This is a genomic window from Microbacterium sp. F51-2R, assembly GCF_052180235.1.
Taxonomy (GTDB): Bacteria; Actinomycetota; Actinomycetes; order Actinomycetales; family Microbacteriaceae; genus Microbacterium.
Window position 1 is genome coordinate 1,639,585 of sequence record NZ_CP197470.1, and the last position, 20,477, is coordinate 1,660,061.

General features: G+C 69.9%; 16 protein-coding genes and 1 tRNA gene. 4 read left to right on the forward strand and 13 right to left on the reverse strand.

From position 1 onward, the window contains the following. The first annotated feature begins 271 nt into the window (after window positions 1-271). Complete coding sequence (locus tag ACSBPH_RS07440; protein ID WP_442576951.1) at window positions 272-1,651, forward strand: DUF2254 domain-containing protein; 1,380 nt, start codon at window positions 272-274, stop codon at window positions 1,649-1,651. Between the two features lie 429 nt (window positions 1,652-2,080). On the opposite strand, the gene ACSBPH_RS07445 is transcribed toward ACSBPH_RS07440, so the two are convergent. Both ACSBPH_RS07445 and ACSBPH_RS07450 read right to left on the reverse strand, forming a co-directional pair. Next, window positions 2,081-2,153: transfer RNA gene (locus tag ACSBPH_RS07445), tRNA-Arg, on the reverse strand. Between the two features lie 107 nt (window positions 2,154-2,260). Next, complete coding sequence (locus ACSBPH_RS07450; RefSeq protein ID WP_442576952.1) at window positions 2,261-2,842, reverse strand: asparagine synthase; 582 nt, start codon at window positions 2,840-2,842, stop codon at window positions 2,261-2,263. Window positions 2,843-2,953: 111 nt separating this feature from the next. On the opposite strand from ACSBPH_RS07450, the gene ACSBPH_RS07455 reads away from it, so the two are divergent. After that, a complete protein-coding gene (locus ACSBPH_RS07455; RefSeq protein WP_442576953.1) occupies window positions 2,954-3,802 on the forward strand; it encodes an SDR family NAD(P)-dependent oxidoreductase in 849 nt (282 codons plus the stop codon). Between the two features lie 2 nt (window positions 3,803-3,804). On the opposite strand, the gene ACSBPH_RS07460 is transcribed toward ACSBPH_RS07455, so the two are convergent. After that, window positions 3,805-4,236, reverse strand: a complete 432-nt coding sequence (locus tag ACSBPH_RS07460; RefSeq protein WP_442576954.1) for a YdeI/OmpD-associated family protein — start codon at window positions 4,234-4,236, stop codon at window positions 3,805-3,807. 173 nt (window positions 4,237-4,409) lie between these two features. Here ACSBPH_RS07460 and ACSBPH_RS07465 point away from each other — a divergent pair, with 173 nt between their 5' ends. Both ACSBPH_RS07465 and ACSBPH_RS07470 read left to right on the forward strand, forming a co-directional pair. After that, complete coding sequence (locus ACSBPH_RS07465) at window positions 4,410-4,823, forward strand: DUF4383 domain-containing protein (protein WP_442576955.1); 414 nt, start codon at window positions 4,410-4,412, stop codon at window positions 4,821-4,823. Window positions 4,824-4,843: 20 nt separating this feature from the next. Beyond that, window positions 4,844-5,407: a hypothetical protein gene (locus ACSBPH_RS07470; RefSeq protein WP_442576956.1), complete on the forward strand. Its 564-nt coding sequence runs from the start codon at window positions 4,844-4,846 to the stop codon at window positions 5,405-5,407. Between the two features lie 116 nt (window positions 5,408-5,523). On the opposite strand, the gene ACSBPH_RS07475 is transcribed toward ACSBPH_RS07470, so the two are convergent. From ACSBPH_RS07475 to ACSBPH_RS07520, 10 genes are all read right to left on the reverse strand, one after another. After that, entirely contained in the window at window positions 5,524-6,474 is a 951-nt protein-coding gene (locus ACSBPH_RS07475) for an aldose 1-epimerase family protein (protein ID WP_442576957.1), read from the reverse strand. Window positions 6,475-6,612: 138 nt separating this feature from the next. Then, on the reverse strand, window positions 6,613-9,603 hold the full coding sequence (locus ACSBPH_RS07480) for an immunoglobulin-like domain-containing protein (RefSeq protein ID WP_442576958.1): 2,991 nt from the start codon (window positions 9,601-9,603) through the stop codon (window positions 6,613-6,615). Between the two features lie 65 nt (window positions 9,604-9,668). After that, window positions 9,669-11,180 (reverse strand): L-arabinose isomerase, encoded by a 1,512-nt coding sequence (gene araA, locus ACSBPH_RS07485; RefSeq protein WP_442576959.1) that lies wholly within the window; start codon window positions 11,178-11,180, stop codon window positions 9,669-9,671. A 37-nt stretch (window positions 11,181-11,217) separates the two neighbouring features. Further along, window positions 11,218-12,828 carry a xylulokinase gene (locus ACSBPH_RS07490; protein WP_442576960.1) on the reverse strand — a complete coding sequence of 537 codons (1,611 nt, stop codon included), beginning with the start codon at window positions 12,826-12,828 and terminating at the stop codon, window positions 11,218-11,220. Next, complete coding sequence (locus ACSBPH_RS07495) at window positions 12,825-13,541, reverse strand: L-ribulose-5-phosphate 4-epimerase (protein ID WP_442576961.1); 717 nt, start codon at window positions 13,539-13,541, stop codon at window positions 12,825-12,827. Before ACSBPH_RS07495 ends, ACSBPH_RS07490 begins: the two co-directional genes overlap by 4 nt. Further along, on the reverse strand, window positions 13,541-14,608 hold the full coding sequence (locus ACSBPH_RS07500; protein WP_442576962.1) for an ABC transporter permease: 1,068 nt from the start codon (window positions 14,606-14,608) through the stop codon (window positions 13,541-13,543). Before ACSBPH_RS07500 ends, ACSBPH_RS07495 begins: the two co-directional genes overlap by 1 nt. Then, window positions 14,605-15,690 (reverse strand): ABC transporter permease, encoded by a 1,086-nt coding sequence (locus ACSBPH_RS07505; RefSeq protein ID WP_442576963.1) that lies wholly within the window; start codon window positions 15,688-15,690, stop codon window positions 14,605-14,607. The genes ACSBPH_RS07500 and ACSBPH_RS07505 overlap by 4 nt, the downstream gene beginning before the upstream one ends. Continuing rightward, on the reverse strand, window positions 15,687-17,282 hold the full coding sequence (locus ACSBPH_RS07510) for a sugar ABC transporter ATP-binding protein (RefSeq protein ID WP_442576964.1): 1,596 nt from the start codon (window positions 17,280-17,282) through the stop codon (window positions 15,687-15,689). Before ACSBPH_RS07510 ends, ACSBPH_RS07505 begins: the two co-directional genes overlap by 4 nt. Window positions 17,283-17,404: 122 nt before the next feature. Next, the gene (locus tag ACSBPH_RS07515; RefSeq protein WP_442576965.1) at window positions 17,405-18,415 is read right to left on the reverse strand and encodes a substrate-binding domain-containing protein; all 1,011 of its coding nucleotides are present in this window, start codon (window positions 18,413-18,415) and stop codon (window positions 17,405-17,407) included. 1,055 nt (window positions 18,416-19,470) lie between these two features. Continuing rightward, entirely contained in the window at window positions 19,471-20,418 is a 948-nt protein-coding gene (locus ACSBPH_RS07520; protein WP_442576966.1) for a LacI family DNA-binding transcriptional regulator, read from the reverse strand. Between the last annotated feature and the right edge of the window lie 59 nt (window positions 20,419-20,477).

Below are 20,477 nucleotides of genomic sequence, written 5' to 3' on the forward strand. Positions count from 1 at the left end.
GGACGCGTACGGCTGTCACCCGCGCGCCATGGCGACCACAGGCGACCCCGATCTCCTCAGCCCCGCGAATCGGGGACGCGTACGGCCGGATGCCGAGAGCATTCCGGATCGGAGTGTCGACGGAAACCGGACCGCTGCGGGAAGCCCCGGCCGGAATCGATCAGGCCTCTGCATAGGGTGGTCCCACGGAAGGAGCCGCTTCGAATGGACGACTCGATGGCGCGGACGGCTGCCTGCCATGCGCTCGGGCCCGCTCGCGAACGCGCACGCCATGCCTGAGGCCCACGTTTCCTCCGGCCGTTCGAGCAGTCTCCGCAGCTCGTGGGCCGCACTGTCCGAGTCCGTGCGGACGCGGCTGTGGCCCCTCCCGATCGCGGCGATCGTCCTCGCTGTGGCCCTGGGCGTCGTGCTCCCGCGGATCGACGTGCTCGTCGACGGCACCCTGCCGACCGGAGTGGACTCCGCGGTGTTCAACGGCGGCGCCGAGACGGCACGTGCGGTGCTGTCATCCATCGCCGGCTCCCTCATCACGGCGACCTCTCTGACCTTCTCTCTGACGGTCATCGCTCTGCAGCTGGCGAGCAGCCAGGCCTCCCCGCGTGTCCTCCGGCTCTTCGCCCGCGACCCGCAGGTGCATTGGACTCTCGCGGCGTTCCTGGGGACCTTCGCGTATTCGCTCACCGTGCTGAGGTCGGTGCGCTCGGAGACGGGCGACATCCCGGAGTTCGTGCCCCGCATCTCGGTGACCGTCGCCTTCGCGCTGACCCTCGTGAGCGTCATGATGCTGGTCTTCTTCCTCGCTCACCTGGCCGCGCAGCTCAGGGTCGAGACGATGCTCAAAGAGATCCACGCCGAGACGGATCGCGCGATCGATCTCGTCGGCGACCGCAACGCGGGCGCTCCGGCCTATACCGGCGAGATCCCGTCGAACCCCCGCAGGTATCCCGTCCTCGCGAGGTCGAGCGGATTCGTCACGGGAGAGGATCTGACTCGGCTCACCCACACCGCCGCAGCCCACGGCATCGTCATCCATTTGAGAAAGCGGGTCGGAGAGAACGTCCTCGAGGGGACGCCCCTGGCGTTCTACTCGCACGGCGACGGCGACGGCGACGGCGACGCGCGCGCGATCGATGGGTCGATCGAAGACGCGGTGAGAAGCGCCTACGCCATCGGCTACGAGCGGACGGCGTCGGAGGATGTCGACTTCGGGGTGCAGCAGATCCTCGACATCGCCCTGCGCGCCCTGTCGCCGGCCGTGAACGATCCGACGACCGCTGTCGACGCACTGGGGCATCTCGGCGCGATCACCGTTCGGATGCTCGCGATGCCCCGGCCACCCCGCGCCGTGCGCGGCCCTGACGGACAGCTCTGCGTCGTGACGAAGACCCGAACGACACGCGAGCTCGTCGAGGGATCGCTCAGCCCCATGCGGCACTACGGGGCCGAGCATCCCGCCGTCGTCGGACGCTTCGTCCAGGTCGTCACCGAGATCATCTCCGCCTCCGGCGACGATGCGGAGGTCGGAGCGGCGCTCGGCGCCCAGCTCGACGCGCTGACCCAGCAGCTGCGCGCGATGCAGAGCGACCCGGCCTCGACCTCGGCCATGCTCGCCCTGGTCGAGGAGACGAGGACCGAGCTCGCTCGACGATGAGCGGCCCGACTCGCCCCGGCCCTCACGCGGAGGCCGGGGTGCGGCATCCGTCGCCAATCGGGGACGCATGTGGCTGCCACACGCGGGGCTCAGCAGTCCTAGGCGACCCCAATTCCCCAGCCCCGCAAATCGGGGACGCCGGTGGCTGCCACCCGCGGAACAAGGCAGCCACAAGCAACCCCAACTCCCCAGCGCGCCTCCGCGCGGGACGCGCGTCCGACGGCCAAGCCGCCACGACGTCGGAGATCGCCACGATGTCGGAGCGAAGCATCCGTTCTGCTCCGAAGAACTGGCGATCTCCGGCGTCGCGGCTCCGGCGCACCACCAGCCAGACGCTCGCCAGACGCTCGCGCGAGCGGCCGTGACGGTCCGTGGGAACACGAAAACCCGCGGAAATCCGCGGGTTTTCGTTACTGTCTCAACACAGTGCGCGCCCGAAGGGACTCGAACCCCTAACCTTCTGATCCGTAGTCAGATGCTCTATCCATTGAGCTACGGGCGCACGTGCCCCGCACGAGTCGGCGCTGAGGCACTAGGCGAGCTTACCTGATGCCGAGCCGGGGTGCGAAATCGAGGCCGCCGCCGAATGGCCGGGCCGAGATCGCCGGCTCAGGCCGGGCCGAGACCCTCGGCGAGCTCGCTCTCGGCCTTGTCGAGGCGGCGGCGGTGAGCGCGCAGCCGGGGAAGGTCGACGAGCCGCAGGGCCTGCATGCGGGCCTCGCGCATCGTGTCGTAGTCGGGGTCGCTCTCGGCGCGCATGCCCTCGACCTTGAGGCGCCGCTGCAGGTTGGCCTCGACATCGCCCCACGCCGCGTCACGCGCCTGCTCGACGAGTTCGCGGACGGCCTCGGCGTCGTCGGCCCGACGGCGCAGCTCCTTCGCGACGCCGACGTACTGGCGCTGCCGGCGCCGCAGGTTGCGGGTGTCGCGGTCGCGGTAGTCGTGGGTTCCGTGGGAGTCGCTGTGCTTGCCCCAGGCAGCCTTGCGCTGGCGGCGGACGGTGGCCGCGGCATCCGCCTGCTCATCGGCGAGCGCGATGAGGGTCTCCCGCGCGAACTGCGCGACGCGCTCGGGATCGTACGTCGCGCCGTTCGAGATCGCGTCGACCAGGATGTGGTTGCGCACACTGAGGCGCGCAGCCGCCGATGCGATCGACAGGCCCTCCTCGATGGCTTCCGCCGTGCGGGACATGCGCGCCTCCTCCCCCATCGAGGCTATCGAACCCACAGGCGTCACGACGCCGCCGCCCGGTCGGCGAGAATCGTCTGGACGACTCTGCGACGGCGCAGGAAAGGACGGACGATGGCGAGGATGCTGCGGCTCGACGTGCGGGGCCGCACGACGGTCATCACGGGGGCGGCCAGTGGCATGGGGGCCGAGGTCGCCCGCGAGCTCGACCGCCGGGGCGCGCGGCTCGCGCTTCTCGACCGCAATGCGGAGGGACTCGCGGCGCTCGCCGTCTCCCTCACCGGATCCGGCCACACGACCCACGTGATCGACCTCACCGACGACGACGCCGTGTCGGCCCTCGCGGGAGCGATCGAGGCGTCCCACCCTCACGTGCAGGCGCTCATCACGTGCGCGGGGTCGTCGATGCTCGGCGACATCGACCAGCTCACGATGGCGGAGATGCGCTGGCTCATGGACGTCAACCTGTGGGGCACCGTGAACATGACCAAGGCGCTGCTCCCCGCGCTCCGGCGCGAGCCGGCCGCGCACATCACGCATCTCGTCTCGATCTACGGCCTGGCCGCTCCCGCGGGCCGCATCCCCTACGCGATGAGCAAATACGCCGTGCGCGGCTTCACGGAGGCACTGCGGCACGAGCTGGAGGGTTCGGAGGTGAGCGTCGGCGCGATCTACCCCGCGGGGGTGAAGACGGGGATCATCCTGCACGGGCGGTACGCGGCATCCATCGACCCGGCCGTCGCGCAGCGGGCCGCGCAGGCGCAGGCGGCGATGTACCACACCGAGCCCGCCGACGCGGCACGGCGGATCGTCGAGGCGACCCTCGCACGGCGGGCCCGCACGATGGTCGGCCGGGAGGCGCGGCTCGTCGATGTGCTCGCCCGCCTCACCCCGAACGGCTACTGGCGCTTCATGCGCCGACCGCTGCGCGACGCGATCGACACGACGACGCCGATCGGCTGACGTCAGCCGGCGAGCTTCGTCACGACGGCCTCGATGCGGCGCGCCCGGGTCTCGGGCGCCTTCGCCGACTCGACGCTCGTGACGTGCGCCTTGCGGTGGCTCGGGGCGAGCGCGTCGAAGTGCTCGCGCAGTCCCGCGGCAGCCAAGGCGCTCGCCAGGTCGTCGGGAACCGCGACGATTCGCGGCGCGGTATCGAGCTCGACGTCGACCGTGATCGCGTCGCCGCCTTTGATGCCGCTCGCGGCACGCTTGTCGGAGCTGAACGGGATGAGGGTTTTGCCACCCATAACGGCCGCGGTGCTCTCATACTCGAAGCCGTTGACCGAGACCTTGACGGCCGGGCGCCTCCCCCCGTCGAGCGCCTCGATGACCTCGGGCGGCACCTCGATCCCGGTGTTGTTGCCGATCTGACGCATCGTCGACTCGAATCGCACGGCACGAGTCTGACAGGGGCGGCGACGAACGGCCCGCGCCACGGCTCCGCTCGCCGGCACGTCCGGGCTCCGAAGCATGGATGCCGCGAAGGGAATCCGTCCAAACCGATCCCTGCCGGGCTCCGAAGAACACCCGACGCCGCACGAGAGCCGTGCGCGAACAGGAGGTCCTCATGAGCTCTTCACCGAACCGCATCGTCGCCACGGTCTTCGGCGCGGTATACCTACTCGTCGGTCTGCTGGGCTTCGCCGTCACCGGCGGCGTCGGCTTCATCGCCACAAAGGGCGGGCTGCTCCTCGGCATCTTCGAGGTGAACCCGTTGCACAACGTCGCGCACCTCCTCATCGGAGCGGCACTGCTCGCCACCGGGCTCATGTCGGTCAAGGCGGCCAAGACGACGAACATCACCGTCGGAGCGGTCTACCTGCTCCTCGGCATCGTCGGCTTCTTCCTCGTCGGAACGGCGCTGAACATCCTGGCGCTCAACACCTTCGACCACTTCCTGCACCTGGCAAGCGCCATCGTGCTGCTGGGCGTCGGACTCGCCGCCGACCGCAGCCCCGAACTGTCGGGCCGCACGGCCTGACTCACCGAGACGCGACAGACGTGCTGACCGTGATCCGGGCATCCATGGCGCCGGCCACCCGCGGGGGGACCCGGGATGCCGCAGCCGCCGTGTGGCCCGCGATCACGGGCTGGGGAGCAGGGCTCGTCCTGTTCGCACTCGGTGCGGGCGCGGTGAGCGGATCGACCGTACAGCCAGCCGGTCTTCTGCTCATCGCGCTCGCTCTTCTCGCCCTCGCCTGGGGGGCGGTGACACTCGCCCGCGGACGCCTCATCGCGCCGCGGGCGAGTGTCGTGGGCGCCCTCGCGGGTCTCGTCGCCGGGGGCCTGGCACTCGCCGCCGATCCCGCGCGCACGAGCGTCTTCGCGGTGGCCGCGGCATCCGTCCTCCTCGTCGCGACGGCCATCGGCTGCGGTCGGGCCCTCCGCGCGACGACACGGCACGAGAACGCCCCGAGCTCGAAGCCCCGGCTCGCCGGGATCTTCGTGGCGGCGGTCGTCGTCTCAGCGCTCGTCACCCCGGCGCTCGGGGCGACCGAGGCGGGACGGCTCGCGCCGGATCACAGCGTGCACGGCGGGGTCATCGAAGACCCCCACCACCACTGATCGCGCGCCCGCCGCGGTCGACATCGCGGGCCGGCCCCGCAGCCCAGCCACCGCCGAGCACGCCCGGCGTCCACGGCCCCCGGCATCCACGGCCCACGGCATCCGCCGGCGCGACCTCAGACCGCGAAGATGCGCCAGGAGGCCGCCGACTCCGCGCCCGGCTCGAGCACGATGAGCCCCGCGTCGTAGTCGTACGTGGCGGCGTTGTAGGCGTCGGGCGCGCACGTCATCGGCTCGACCGCGAGGCCCGCGCGGTGCCCGGGCGTGATGTCACCGCCCGGAAGGTCGGCCGTGTGGATCTGCACCCAGGGGCAGGCCTCGTCCCACGTCATCGCGACGCCGGCGCCGGAGGCATCCGTCAGGGTGGCCGTCGTGAAGCCGTCGGCGTCGCGCCCGAGGCCCGAGTAGGCGTGGTCGATCTCGACCCCGCCGAGCACGCGGGCTTCGCGGTAGTCGAACCGCGCGGCGTCGGCCTCGGCCACCGGCGTGAGCGAGGTCGGGATGAGGCGGCTGTCGGTCACGAGCAGCACGTCGTCGGCAGGAAGCCGGAAGGTCCACTCGTCCAGCGGCGACGAACCGGCGACGAGGTAGGGGTGGGGGCCGGTCCCCCACGGCGCCGGCTCGGCGCTGTCGTTGCGCGCACGGACCGACTGGGTGAGGCCGTCGGTCGAGAGCGAGTAGGTCGTCGTCACCTCGACGCGCCACGGGTAGCCGGCCTGCGGCTCGATCGTCGCCGAGAGCGTCACATGGTCGGTGCCGCGATCGGTGACGTGGAAGTCGAGCCAGGGCGAGAGCCCGTGCAGCGCGTGGCCGCGACCGGGCTCCGTCAGCGCGAGCTGGTGATCGGTGCCCCCGAAGGAGTACCGCCCGTCGACGACGCGATTCGGCCAGGGCGCGAGCGTCGTGCCTCGATAGCCCGGACGCAGCTCGTCGACCTCGAAGGGCACGACGAGGTCGCGGCCGTCGTGGCGCAGCGCACGAAGCGACGCGCCGACGCTGGCGATGACCGCCTCGTAGGCGCCGGAACGGAGGGTGTGCTGGATGCCGGAGACGGGCGTGCGGGCCATGGGGGGACTCCTGGGTCGAAGGGTGGATCGCTCGGGAGACCGGGCGATGTTCAGATTAGCGGCGGGAGCGGATGCCTCGTCCCGCACCGCCCATGGCGAAGGGCCCGCGCCGGAGAGCGCGGACCCTTCGCTGTGGGATCACTTGCAGCTGACGGCTGCCACCGTGACGGTGGAGGAGTGGCTGCGCCCGTCGGTCGCGGTCGCGGTGACCGAGACGCTGTCGGCGGGCATCGACGTGAGGCGCGTCGAGAACGCGACCGAGACGGTCTTTCCTGCGGCGACCGTGACGGTCTTGCTGCCGTACGCTCCGGCAACGGTGACGTCGGCCGAGACCGTGTCGCCGTTTCGGACCGAGAGCACCTCGGTGATCTTGCCTGCGACGCAGCGCGTCGCGGCGGTCGTGACGATGTCGACCGCCAGCGAGACCGCCGACGACGTCGACACGCTCACCAGCCCGTCGGCGTAGCCGTCGTACTTCGCCGTGACGCTGCCGACACCGGTCGGAACCTCGACGGTCGCGGCGCCGGAGACGAGCGTGACCGTCTTGCTCCACGAGCCGCCCGTGAAGGTCACGGTGCCCGCGACGTCGCCGCCGTCGGCAGCCTCGACCTCGGCCGTGACCTCGCGGCCGTCGGCCGTGAGGGTCGTGGTGGATGCGACGGCCTTGACCGAGGTCCACGTGTTGACGGCGTTGAGCACCGACTGGTTGACGCTCACGAACGAGCCGTGACGGGGGCTGGCGGGAAGGCCGCCGACGGGACGGACGTTCCAGTCGGCGCGCTGCGAGAGGCGGTCCGCCTGCGAGCTCGACGCGATGGCCGAGCCGCTCGTCAGGAACGCGCGGTAGCCGCCCGCTCCGTAGTTGTCGACGAGGAAGACATAGCCGTCGCCCGCGGTGTTGTTGTTCGGGTCGCCCGCATTGAGTTTGACGATCTCGGGGCCTTCACCGGCCTGACCGGTCTCGAGGCTCGTCATGCGCGTGTCGGTGAGCTGCCACGTGGTGTTCGGGTCGGCCGACCAGTTCGACTGCGTCGTGGGAGCCGTGAGCACCTTGGACTTCTCGAGGAAGATGTCCTTGCCCGCCTCGAGCGGGCCGGCTGCGCCGCCTTCCTCGTTCTTCGTGAAGCGGTAGTAGAAGTCGCCGATCTTCGTGACGGTGGAGTCGATCCGCGCGTAACCGGTGTCCTGCCAGCTGGCGGGCGGGTACGTGAAGGTGCGGAAGTCGCGGGTCAGCACGTAGAACATGCGGGCGTACAGCTTGTCACCGTTCGAGTGCGCGGCGTCGGCGTACAGGCGCGATGCGAAGAACACGACGTACGACTGCAGCTCGTCATCCCAGTACGCCTCGGGCGCCCACGTCATGCCGGCCTCGGGCTGGTTGATCGTGATGCCGGTGTTGGCGCCGTTGGTGCGCGTCCACTTCACGAGGTCGGTGGACTCCCACACCTCGATCTTGAGGCTGCCGGCCGACTGCGCCGGACCCCAGCCCGTTCCGCAGCTGATGCAGAGGTCGGTCGCGACCATGTAGTACTTGTCGCCGTCCTTGGAACGGAGGATGTACGGGTCGCGGAGGCCCTTCGTGTCGGCGGTCGACGTGATGACGGGGTTGCCGCCGTTGACCGGCGAGAACGTGAAGAAGTCGTTGCCCGACGTCGCCGCCTGGTAGATCTTCTCGTCGGAGTCCGACTTGAAGTACGCCGCGGCGTAGCCCGCGTCAGGAGCCCAGCGGCCCTTCTCGGCGACGGTCACCTGGAACGCGCGCTCCTGGACCTGGCCGTTGAGCGTCGCGTGCGCGGTGAGCGTGACCTGCTTGTCGCCCTCGCCGTAGGCGGGACGCGTGACGATGCCGCCACCGGCATACGGGTCGGCCGCCCCGACGGCGGGCGCCGTGTACGCGGCATCCGTCCCCGTCACCAGGGCGGGGTCGGACGACGTCCACGTGATGGCGGCGCCGTTGGCCGAGCCCTTCACCGCGAGGGGCAGGTTCTCGGTCGTGCGCTGCGCGAGGACGATGGCGTCGAGGTCGGCCGACACGTTGGGCGCCTTCACGATCACATCGATGGTGATCGTCGTGCCGAGCGACGTCGTCGCGGTGAGCGTGACGGGCGTGTCGGAGGTGATCGCGCGCGAGACCGTGCCGGTCGTCGAGACGACGGCGGGGTTCGAGCTCGCCCACGTGAGCGAGATGCCGTTCGAGGATGCCGGGAGCGTCAGCTTGCTCGTCACCTGGTCGAGCGACGGGTTGGCGCCGAGGACCGTCGGGGTGATGTCGAGACGGATGATGCCGTCGGTCGACGCCTTCTTGTCGGCGGCGCTCGGCATGCTCGAGGTCACCTGGTCGGCGGTGAGCGCCGAGTCCCAGAACTTGACGTCGGTCACGTCGGCGCGCAGAAGCGAGTCGCCCTGGTACAGCGAGCGGCCGAGGTAGCCGAGCACGTTGCCGGCGGGGATGATCGAGCTGAGCGACCGCGTGTGGGTGAGGGTCGAGATGACCGCGCCGTCCCGGTAGAGGGTGAGCGTCTGGCCCGAGCCCACCATCGTGAGGGTCGTGAACCCGGGGTTCAGGCCACCGCCGGCGGGCATGCGGGTCTCGCCGTTGTCGGTGCCGGACTTCACGCGGATCGCCGCGAGCACCTGGTTGGAGTACCCGCCCTGCGCCGAGTCGGGGCTGAGGAAGATGTGGTTTCCGAGCTGCGTCGTGTTCCACGGTCCGACGCCGTCGCCGATGACCCAGCCGAAATGGTTTCCGGCGGTCTGCGTCGTGACGGTGTACTCGACGGTGAAGTCGTTGTCGGTGCCCGTGACCAGACCCTTGGGCAGCGACGCATAGCCGTCCGCCTTGAAGCGCAGCACGTCATCGCTGGTGCCGACCTTGACGAACGATGAGTCGGTCAGGCTGGTGAGCGTGGCGTTGCGTCCGTTGCCCGACACGTCGAGCAGCGACGTGCCGGCGTGCGACATGTCGTAGTGCGCCGAGGGCGTCGGAACGTCCGCGGCCTGCGCGGCGGTCGGCGCCGCGAGGCCGAAGCCCGTGACGGCGAGGGCGCCCGCGAGCGACGAAGCGAGAGCGCGACGACCGAAGCCTCGGCGGCCCGTGCTCCACTTCTTGGTGGTGGATCCTGATCTCATCTGCGAGACCTTCCTCTGGGTGGTGGTGGTGGGGCTGTCGGATGGGCGACGGGTTCGAGCGTCGTTCAGAGCCCCTGGGCGAGTCGGTAGTACGCCTGGTTCCAGCGGAGCTCCCGCTGGAAGTCGCGGACGGTGGTGTCTTCGTCGATGACGACCAGCTCGGTCTTGGCGATCTCGGCGAAGTCGCGGAACACCTCGATGCCCACCTGCGTGGTCATCACGGTGTGGTGCGCGGCGCCCGCAGCGAGCCAGCAGGAGGCCGAGGTGGCGAAGTCGGGCGCGGGCTTCCAGACGGCGCGGCCGACGGGAAGGTTGGGGAGGTCGGGGGCGTCGACGTTCTCGACGACGTTCGCGACGAGGCGGAACCGGTCGCGCATGTCCGACATGGCCACGACGACAGCGGGGCCGGCGTCGGCGGTGAAGACCAGGCGCACCGGGTCGTCCTTGCCGCCGATGCCGAGCGGGTGGATCTCGAGGCGCGCCCTCTGCGACGAGAGCGACGGAGCGACCTCGAGCATGTGCGCGCCGAGGATCTTCTCGTCCCCCGCGACGAGGTCGTAGGTGTAGTCCTCCATGAGCGACGCGCCGCCGGGCAGGCCCGAGCCCATCACGTTGGCGATGCGGACGAGGATCGCCGTCTTCCAGTCGCCCTCGGCGCCGAAGCCGTAGCCCTCGGCCATGAGGCGCTGCACCGCGAGACCCGGCAGCTGCTTGAGTGCGCCGAGGTCCTCGAACGAGGTGGTGAAGGCGCCGAAGCCACCCTCCTCGAGGAACGAGCGCAGCCCGACCTCGATCGCGGCACCGTCGCGCAGCGACTGGTGACGGTCGCCGTCGGGGAGGAGCTCGTCCACCACGTCGTACTCGGCGAGGTAGACCTCGACCAGCGCGTCGATCTCGGCATCCGTCGCCTGCGCGACACGCTCGGCGAGTTCGTTCACGCCCCACGTGTTGACCTGGACGCCGAACCGCAGCTCGGCCTCGGTCTTGTCGCCCTCGGTGACCGCGACGTAGCGCATGTTGTCGCCGAAGCGCGCGAGCTTGAGCGTGCGGGCGGCAGCCCACCCCGCCGACGCGCGCTGCCAGTCCTCGACCTGCTGACGCACGACGGGATTCGACACGTGGCCGACGACGGTCTTGCGCGCGACACCCAGACGGGTCTGGATGTAGCCGAACTCGCGGTCGCCGTGCGCGGCCTGGTTCAGGTTCATGAAGTCGAAGTCGATGTCGTTCCACGGCAGCTCGACGTTGGCCTGCGTGTGCAGGTGGAGGAGCGGCTTCTGGAGCGCGTCCAGCCCCGAGATCCACATCTTCGCGGGGCTGAAGGTGTGCATCCACGCCACGACGCCGATGACCTCGTCACGCGCGTTGACCTCCAGCGCGAGCCGGCGGATCGAGTCGGAGTCCTTCAGCACCGGCTTCCACACGACCTTGACCGGAAGACCGGAGAGCCCCTCGGCCACCGCCTGCGACTGCTCGGCCACCTGACGCAGCGTCTCTTCTCCGTAGAGGTCCTGGCTTCCGGTGACGAACCAGATCTCGTAGCCGTCGAGAGACGTGGTGAGCGGAGTGCGGGTCATGGGCTTTCCTTCGGGGTCTAACGGGGGGAGGTGGGGGTCAGAGCGTGGAGACGGCTGCGGCCTCGACCGCGAGTCCGGCGCGGTAGCGCGAGAGGTACGCCGCGAATCCGGGGACGTCTTCGGGGTCGGGGTCGACGACGTCGACGGATGCCTCGGCGAAGACCCGCTCGCGCAGGTAGACGTCGAGCGGCAGCTCCGGTGACGCCGAGAGGTAGGCCGCGAGCACGGCGATGCCCCACGCACCGCCCTCGGAGGCCGTCTCGCCGACCGCGACGGGAGCGCCGAGCGCGCCGGCGAGGTAGCGCTGCGCGACCCCCGCGGTGCGGAAGATGCCGCCGTGCGCGAACATGCGGTCGAGCGCGACGCCTTCGCTCTCGAGCACCCGCATGCCGAGCGCGAGCGTGCCGAACACGCCGTAGAGCTGCGCGCGCATGAAGTTCGCCAGCGTGAAGCGGCTCTCCGGCGTGCGGACGAACAGCGGGCGCCCCTCCGACAGCCCCGCGATGGGCTCCCCCGCGAGGTGGTTGTAGGCGAGGAGGCCGCCCGCGTCGGGATCGCCGTCGAGCGACTCCCGGAACAGCACCGCGAAGATCTCGTCGGTGTCGAGCTCGCCGCCGGCGACGGCCACGAAGCGCTGGAACAGCCCTACCCAGCTCGCCAGCTCGCTCGCGCCGTTGTTGCAGTGCACCATCGCGACGGGATCGCCCGCGGGCGTGGTCACGACGTCGAGCTCGTGGTGCACGTGCTCGAGCGGACGCTCGAGCACGACCATCGCGAAGATGCTCGTGCCGGCGCTGACATTGCCCGTGCGCGGCGCGACCGACTCGGTCGCGACCATGCCGGTGCCCGCGTCGCCCTCGGGCGGGCAGAGCGCCGCGCCGGGCCGCAGGGCCCCGGTCCGGTCGAGCAGGGCGGCGCCCTCGGCGGTCAGGGTGCCCGCATCGTCGCCCGCGAGGAGCACCCCGGGCAGGAGCTCGCCGACGTGCAGTCCGTAGGCGCGCTCCGAGACGAGCCGGTCGAATTTCTCCATCATCGAGGAGTCGTAGTCGCGGGTCGCGGGGTCGATGGGGAACATGCCCGACGCGTCGCCGACACCCAGCACCTTGCGGCCGGTGAGCTTCCAGTGCACGTAGCCGGCGAGGGTCGTGAAGAAGGAGACCTTGCCGATGTGCGGCTCCTCGTCGAGGACCGCCTGGTACAGGTGCGCGATCGACCAGCGGAGCGGGATGTTGACGCCGAACAGCTCCGACAGCACGACCGCCGACCGCTCGGTGTTGGTGTTGCGCCACGTCCGGAACGGGACGAGAAGCGCGTCCGCCTCGTCGAACGCGAGGTAGCCGTGCATCATCGCCGAGACGCCGATCGCGCCGACGTTGTCGAGTGCGACGCCGTAGCGGGCCTCGACATCGGCGACGACGCCGGCATAGGCATCCTGAACGCCCGCCCACACCGACTCGAGCGAATACGTCCAGCTGCGCCCGACGAACTCGTTCTCCCACTCGTGGCTTCCGACGGCGAGGACGCTAGACGGGTTGTCGGCGTCGACCAGGCAGGCCTTGATGCGGGTGGAGCCGAACTCGATGCCGAGTGCCGTGCGTCCTTCGCGGATCGCCGCGGCCGCGGCATCCGTCGTCATCTCTGCGCTCATCGGCGCGTGTCCTCCGACTGCCCGTAGACGTTCTGGTAGCGGTCGAACAGGCTGTCGATCGCCTCCTGCGGGATGGGGATGAGCGGACCCGCCTCGCGCGCGATGTGCACCGTGCGGGCGACGTCCTCGACCATGACAGCCGCCTTCACGGCGTCCTTCGCGTCGGCGCCGATCGTGAACGGACCGTGGTTCTGCATCAGCACGGCGCGCGAGCGGTGACCGGTCAGCGTCTCGACGATGCCGCGGCCGATCGAGTCGTCGCCGATGATCGCGAAGGGGCCGATCGGGATCGGCCCACCGAACTCATCGGCCATCGCCGTGATGACGCAGGGGATCTCCTCGCCGCGCGCGGCCCACGCCACCGCGTAGGTGGAGTGCGTGTGCACGACTCCCCCGACCTGCGGCATGTTGCGGTACACGTAGGCGTGAGCCGCGGTGTCGGAGGACGGGCTGCGGTCGCTGCCGGGGGTTGCCGGGATGACGTTGCCGTCGAGGTCGCAGAGGATCATGTTGTCGGGGCGGAGGTCGTCGTACGACACGCCCGACGGCTTGATGACGAAGAGGTCGGCACCGGGCACGCGGCCCGAGACGTTCCCGCCCGTCCACACGATCAGCCCGTAGCGGACGAGCTCCGCGTGCAGCGACGCGACGTCTTCGCGGACCTTCTGGATGGCCGCCGCGATCTGCGGGTCGTCGATCTGCGCGTCTGCCATCAGCTCGCCCTTCGCCTGGTCAGCGCACGCTGCAGCAGCACGAAGACGAGCAGCACGGCGCCGGTGATGATGGTGAGGTATTCGGGGTTGATCGTGCCGTCCTTCGTGATGATGAGGCGCAGCGCCGCGAGCACGAACACGCCGACGATCGATCCGAGGACGTACCCGTAGCCGCCCGTGAGGAGCGTGCCGCCGATGACGACGGCCGCGATGGCGTCGAGCTCCCACCCGATGCCGGTCACGTTCTGCGCCTTGCCGCCGACCTCGGCGGTGTAGACGACGGCGGCGAGACCCGCGAGAGCCCCCGAGACGACGTAGATCCACACGCGAGTGCGGGCGACCGGGAGGCCCATCAGCTGCGCTGAACCCTCGTTGCCGCCGATCGCGTAGACGGTGCGGCCGGAGCGGCTGCGGTGCATGAAGAACATGCCGCCGAGGACGACCAGGAGGGCGATGAGCAGGCCGGGCGTGATGGTGAAGTCGTTGACCTTCGGTCCGTCGATGATCTTCCAGTCGGTCGCCAGCAGCAGGATCGGGGAATCCTCGGGCGCGATGACCGGAGTGGTCGACAGGATCGACGCGAGTCCCCGCGCGAGGAACATCATCGCGAGCGTCGCGATGAAGGGCTGCACGTTGAAGTACTGGATCATGACGCCGGAGATGAGTCCGAAGATCGCGCCGAACACGATCATGAGGAGCATCGAGATCCAGCCGTTGACGCCGATGTTCATGAGCATGACGCCGGCGACCGAGCTGAAGGCCACGACGGCGCCGACCGACAGGTCGATGCCCGCCGAGACGATGACGATCGTCATGCCGACCGCGAGGATGATCGTCGGCGCGAAGCTCACCAGGAGGCTCGACATCGTGCCCGCGTGGAAGACGCGGCCGTAGGCGATCTCCGCGTAGATGAGCATGCCGAACAGCAGCACGAGGGCGGCGAGCGTGGGGATCAGCGTCTGGCTGCGCTCCCACAGACCCGAGAAGCGGTTCGTCTGCCGGGGCTGCTTGCTCTCGGGCAGATCGGTTACGGGCGGGACGGACTCGGCAAGAGTGCGGGCGCTCATGCGACGACCTCCTTCTCCTTCGTGACGGGTGCGCTCTCGTCGGCCTTCGCGGGGCCGGGAGGCGTTCCCTTGGGCTTGGCGCGTCCGAAGGCGAACGACCGGATCCGCTCGGACTGCAGCAGCACGAGGGCGATGATGACGAGCGCCTTGAATGCGGGGGTCGCCGCCGCGGGGATGCCGAGGAAGAGGACCGTCTTGTTGAGCGTCGCGATGAGGAGCGCGCCGATGGTCGAGCCCAGGATCGAGAACTTGCCGCCGGCGAGCGACGTGCCGCCGATGACGACGGCGAGGATCGCGTCGAGCTCCATCAGGTTGCCGGTGCCCGAGACGCTCACCGTCATGACCTCGGAGACGCTGAACAGACCGCCGACCGCAGCGAGGGCGGCCGAGAGGATGTACACGCCGAAGAGGATCGGACGGGGACGGATGCCGGCGAGCCGGCTCGCGTGCGGGTTGATGCCGATCGACTCGATCATGAGGCCGAGCGCCGTGCGGCGCATGAAGAAGGCGATGATGAGGACGATCGCGATCGCGATCACGAAGCTCGTCGGCAGGCCGAGGATCTGGCCGTTGGAGAGCTGGCGGAACGGCTCGTTCGTGGCGTTGGTGTTCTGGCCGTCCGTGATGACGCGGGCGATGCCGCGCGCGGCGAGCATCATGATGAGCGTGCTGATGAACGGCTGAAGGCCCACCACGGCGACGAGAAGACCGTTGATCGCACCGAGCACGATGGCAAGGGCGAGCGCGAGGCCGATCGCAGCGAACATCGCGCTGGGCGATGTCGGGTCGTCGATCGTCGCGAGCGTCTGCATCGCCACCGCGCCGCCGACGGCCATCATCGAGCCGACCGAGAGGTCAATGCCCTCGGTCGCGATGACGAACGTCATGCCGAGCGCGATCATGATGATCGGTGCCGACACGCGCAGGATGTCGAGCACATTGCCCGTGAGCAGGCCCGTCGTCGGGTTGACGCTCAGCGCGAGGTACGCGGGGTTCTTGATCGAGTTGATCAGCAGAAGCACCGCGATGCCGATGATGGCCCAGAACCACGGGGTCCTGAGTGCGGTCTTGACGCGGCTCATGACGCGTTCCCTTCGTTCGCGGCGTCGCGTTCGCCTTCGGCGAGGGCGTCGGCCTCGGCCTCCGCCTCCGCCCCTGATTCGGTGGCGATGACCGACACGATGCTCTCGGCGGTCACCTCCGGCCCGTTCACGACCTCGCCCACCTTCTGGTGGTCCTTGAGGATGACGATGCGCTCCGAGAGGCGCACGACCTCTTCGAGCTCGGACGAGATGAACACGACGCCCATGCCGCCCTCGGCGAGCTCGGCGACGGTCTCCTGGATGTCGGCCTTGGCGCCGACGTCGATGCCTCGCGTGGGCTCGTCCAGCAGCAGCAGCTCGGGGTTCGTGGCGAGCCAGCGGCCCAGGAGCACCTTCTGCTGGTTGCCGCCGGAGAGGAGGCGGATCGGTCGGTTCGGGTCGTTGGGGCGCACGCTGAAGCGCTCCATGTAGGTGGTGACCATCTGGTCGACCTCGCGGGCGGGAACGCGCCGGAACCAGCCGCGACGGGCCTGGACGGCGAGCATGATGTTCTCGCGGATGCTGAGGTCGCCGACGATGCCGTCTTCGCGACGGTTCTCGGTCGAGTAGGCGATCCCGTGCGCGAGGCCGGCGACGGGCGAGTTCAGCGAGACCTTCTTGCCGTGCACGCGCACGGTGCCGGAGTCGGCCCGGTCGGCGCCGGCGATGAGACGAGCGAGCTCGGTGCGGCCCGCGCCGAGCAGGCCGGCGAAGCCCACGACCTCGCCGGCGTGCACCTCGACATCGGTGGGTTCGATCGAGCCCTTACGGCCGAGGCCTTCGGCGGCGAAGATCGGCGTCTGCTCGCGGTCGCGAACCTCGGTCTGCCGGTTGGAGCCGAGGGCGCGGAGGGATTCGAAGTCCTTGCCGATCATCTTGGAGATGAGCTGCGTACGGTCGAGGTCCCGCGTGAGGTACTCGCCGACGAAGCGGCCGTTGCGCAGCACCGTGATGCGGTCGCTGATCGCGTAGACCTGGTCGAGGAAGTGGGAGACGAAGAGGATCGCGACGCCCTGGTCGCGAAGTCGCCGGATGACGGCGAAGAGAACCTCGACCTCGTTCGCGTCGAGGCTCGAGGTGGGCTCGTCGAGGATGAGCACCTTCGAGTCGGTGACCATCGCACGGCTGATCGCGACGAGCTGCTGCATCGCGATGGAGAGCGACGAGAGGGGGGCGCGCGGGTCGAGGTCGCCCAGGCCCATGCGGGCGAGCGCCTCGCGGGCCTGTGCGTGGGTCTTGCGCCAGTTGACGCCGGTGAGGCCGCGCACCTCGTGGCCGAGCATGACGTTCTCGCCGATGCTCAGGTTCGTGCAGAGGTTGACCTCCTGGTACACCGTGGAGATCCCGGCGGCCTGCGCAGACGCGGTGCCGGCGAAGTTGCGCACTTCCCCGTTCACGACGATCTCACCGGAGTCGATCTGGTAAACCCCGGTCAGCGCCTTGATGAGCGTGGACTTTCCGGCGCCGTTCTCCCCCATGAGGGTGTGAACCTCGCCGGGAAGAAGCCGGAAGCTGACCTCGTCGAGCGCCTTGACGCCCGGGAAGGTTATGGACGCGTCGCGGACCTCGACGATCGCGATCGGTTCAATCATCGCTGGGTGACTCCTTGTTGCTGGCCTGCGTGAATTCGGGAGGAAGACAGGGACGAGCGGGGGCCGCCGAGAACGGCCACCCCCGCTCGCCCTGATCTTCTTCTAGCCGACGCTGAGTCGGATCAGAAGCCCTTGCCCGCGTCGATCGCGGCCTGACCGGCCTCGGCCGAGTCGAAGGTCTCACCCGGGACGATGATCGTCTTCTCGACGTCGTCACCCGCGAGGGCCTTCTGCACCGCGTCGACGGCGAGGTCGCCGAAGAAGGGGTTGTACTGGGCGACGAAGCTCAGGTCGCCCTTGGCGAGCGCCTCGAGTGCCGGCGTGGTGCCGTCGATCGTGGCGATCTTGACGTCGGTGCCGGGGACCAGGCCCGCGGCGGTGACGGCGGCGGCGGCGCCGATGCCCATCTCGTCGTTCTGAGCGAAGATGAACTGGAGGTTCGGGTTCTCCTTGAGGACGGTCTCGATGACCGACTTGCCCTCGTCAGCGGTCCAGTTGGCGGTCTGCGCGCCGATCTTGTTCCAGCCGGTCTTGCCGTCGATGGCCTTGTCGAAGCCCTCGTTGCGCTCGTTGACGACCGAGAGGCCGGGGACGCCCTCGAGGACGTAGTAGTTCGCACCCTCGGGGTAGGTCTGAACGGCCCAGTCACCGACCGAGCCGGCAACCTTCACGTTGTCGGGGGCGATGCGCGTGACGTAGAGGTCGTCGCTCGCGTCGACACCACGGTCGAGCAGGATGACGGGGATCTCCGCCTCCTGGGCGAGCTTCAGCGAGTCTTCCCAGCCGGACGCCTCGGTCGCGGTGAGGAGGATCACGTCGACCTCGTCGTTGACGAACGTCGAGAACGCGTCGAGCTGCGACTTCTGGTCGGTCGGGCTCGCGGCGGGCGCGTACTTGAGGTCGAAGCCGGCGTCCTTGGAGAACGCGTCCTTGATGGCCTGCTCGTTGGCGTTGCGCCAGCCGCCCTCAGGGCCGACCGCGACGAAGCCGACGGTCGTGAGGTCGCCCTCGCCGCCCGCGTCGCCGGTTGCACCGCTGTCGTCGCCGCCGCCGGAGCAGCCCGCGAGACCGAGCGCGAGGACGCCCACGCCGATGAAGCCGAGCGCGCCCAGCATGCGCTTCTTGTGTGCCATGTGATCTCCTCCTTGAGACTCTCCGACGCGCTTCGTCGAAGAGAAGTGTGTGCCCCGGGCGGGACACCCTCGGGTGTGTGTGCACTCATTGTGCGCGCTAACAATGGCTCCGCGCAACTCGGATTCGGATATTCGTTACTTTCTCGTTACCGCGAACAACCCAGCGCTCGCGCGGAAGTGCCTCTGACGCGGGTTTGCCGGGCGCGGTCGGCCTCACCGGGGTAGGAGAACGCGCGAGCGTAGGGCCGCACGGCAGGATTCCTCCTACCTCCGCGCGGACTCCTACGCCCGTGCGGGGCCGGGTCGAGGCACGCGGCTGCGAAGGATGAGACGGATGCCTGGGCCGCGCCACGCTGCGCCCCTCCGGCCGCACAGGGGCAGGAGAACGCGCGAGCGTAGGACCGCACGGCAGGATTCCTCCTACCTCCGCGCGCACTCCTACGCCCGTGGGGGGCTGGGTCGAGGCACGCGGCAGCTGGTCGGTCGAGGTGTGCGGCGGGGATGCGCTGCGCGGACGGCCGCGGCATCCGTCATTCCACCCGCACGCGACCGCGCACCCGCGCGACCGCGCCGATGTCCACCCACCGGCGACTCCCGCACGAGGGTAGGAGAACGCGCGAGGGTAGGACCGGAGCGGGGCCGTTCGTCCTCCCTCCGCGCGGACTCCTACGCCCGTGCGGGGCCGGGTCGAGGCACGCGGCTGCGAAGGATGAGACGGATGCCTGGGCCGCGCCACGCTGCGCCCCTCCGGCCGCACAGGGGCAGGAGAACGCGCGAGCGTAGGACCGCACGGCAGGATTCCTCCTACCTCCGCGCGCACTCCTACGCCCGTCCGAGCCGCAAAGGGGCGACGGATGCCTCGCCGTGGCCGGCCCGCGTCACGCCGGCCCCACGGGGGGAGGAGAACGCGCGAGCGCAGGAGCACACGGGCAGTTCGTCCTACCTCCGCGCGGACTCTTCCGCCCGTCCGAAGACGGATCGGGGTGTGTGGCGAGGGTGCGTCGTGCGGGCGGCCGAGGCGACTGTCGATGCAGGCGGACAAGCCCGCCGAGCGGTCAGGCCCGGGGCGCCCCGGTCGAGGAGCGCACGATGAGCCGCGGCTCGATGACGTCGTGCCGCACGTGGTCCTCCTCGCCGTCGATCGCGTCGATGACGTGCTTGAGGGCGCGCTCGCCGAGGGCGGCGAAGTCCTGGCGGACGGTCGTGAGCGGCGGCAGGAAGTGCCGCGCATCGGGCAGGTCGTCGAAGCCGACGACGCTGACGTCGTGCGGCACGCTGAGGCCGCGCTGGCACAGACCGTGCACGAGGCCGAGGGCCATCTGGTCGTTGGCGGCGAAGACCGCGGTCACGTCGTCGAAGTCGTACGTCATGCCGAACTCGTAGCCGTAGTCCGAGGTCCAGTCGCCCGCCACGGGGTCGACCACGGGGAGGCCCGCAGTCGTCAACGCGTCCCGCCAGCCCTCCTGACGCTCGCGGGCGTCGTACCAGTCGAGGGGGCCGGCGACGTGCAGGATGCGGCGATGACCGAGCTCGATGAGGTGGGAGACCGCCAGGGTGGCTCCAGCGCGCTGATCCACCGCGACCGTGTGCCACGCGGCATCCGGTTCCGCCCTGATGACGATCGTCGGAAGGCCGGTGGTCTGCTGGCGGAGGATGTCGAGCGACGACGCCCGCGGAGCGATGACGCACAGGGCGTCCACGCCCTGGGTCACGAGCTCCACGACGCCCGTGTCGATCTGGGACTCTTCGTCCTCGGAGATCGAGAAGGCGCTGATCGCGTACCCGACATCGCGCGCGGCGCTCTCGAGCGCGCGCAGGGTGCTGTTCGGGCCGTACTGGACGGGACCGTCGACGAGCACGCCGATGCGCATCGCCCGCCGGGTCGCGAGCGCCCGGGCGATCGAGCTGCGCGTGTAGTTCATCTCGTCGATGGCGCGGGTGACGCGCTCGCGAGTGGTCTCACGGATGTTCGGGTGACCGTTGAGCACGCGCGAGACGGTCATGTGCGAGACCCCCGCCTGACGCGCGACATCGTAGATGCTGGGTCGCTGCCAACCCCGTG

What these genes read in the sequence shown, in the direction of transcription:
- ACSBPH_RS07440 (WP_442576951.1), top strand. Translation starts at nt 272, where the DNA reads ATGCCTGAGGCCCACGTTTCCTCCGGCCGTTCGAGCAGTCTCCGCAGC.
- ACSBPH_RS07450 (WP_442576952.1), bottom strand. Translation starts at nt 2,842, where the DNA reads ATGTCCCGCACGGCGGAAGCCATCGAGGAGGGCCTGTCGATCGCATCG.
- ACSBPH_RS07455 (WP_442576953.1), top strand. Translation starts at nt 2,954, where the DNA reads ATGGCGAGGATGCTGCGGCTCGACGTGCGGGGCCGCACGACGGTCATC.
- ACSBPH_RS07465 (WP_442576955.1), top strand. Translation starts at nt 4,410, where the DNA reads ATGAGCTCTTCACCGAACCGCATCGTCGCCACGGTCTTCGGCGCGGTA.
- ACSBPH_RS07475 (WP_442576957.1), bottom strand. Translation starts at nt 6,474, where the DNA reads ATGGCCCGCACGCCCGTCTCCGGCATCCAGCACACCCTCCGTTCCGGC.
- ACSBPH_RS07480 (WP_442576958.1), bottom strand. Translation starts at nt 9,603, where the DNA reads ATGAGATCAGGATCCACCACCAAGAAGTGGAGCACGGGCCGCCGAGGC.
- araA (WP_442576959.1), bottom strand. Translation starts at nt 11,180, where the DNA reads ATGACCCGCACTCCGCTCACCACGTCTCTCGACGGCTACGAGATCTGG.
- ACSBPH_RS07490 (WP_442576960.1), bottom strand. Translation starts at nt 12,828, where the DNA reads ATGAGCGCAGAGATGACGACGGATGCCGCGGCCGCGGCGATCCGCGAA.
- ACSBPH_RS07495 (WP_442576961.1), bottom strand. Translation starts at nt 13,541, where the DNA reads ATGGCAGACGCGCAGATCGACGACCCGCAGATCGCGGCGGCCATCCAG.
- ACSBPH_RS07500 (WP_442576962.1), bottom strand. Translation starts at nt 14,608, where the DNA reads ATGAGCGCCCGCACTCTTGCCGAGTCCGTCCCGCCCGTAACCGATCTG.
- ACSBPH_RS07505 (WP_442576963.1), bottom strand. Translation starts at nt 15,690, where the DNA reads ATGAGCCGCGTCAAGACCGCACTCAGGACCCCGTGGTTCTGGGCCATC.
- ACSBPH_RS07510 (WP_442576964.1), bottom strand. Translation starts at nt 17,282, where the DNA reads ATGATTGAACCGATCGCGATCGTCGAGGTCCGCGACGCGTCCATAACC.
- ACSBPH_RS07515 (WP_442576965.1), bottom strand. Translation starts at nt 18,415, where the DNA reads ATGGCACACAAGAAGCGCATGCTGGGCGCGCTCGGCTTCATCGGCGTG.
- ACSBPH_RS07520 (WP_442576966.1), bottom strand. Translation starts at nt 20,418, where the DNA reads ATGACCGTCTCGCGCGTGCTCAACGGTCACCCGAACATCCGTGAGACC.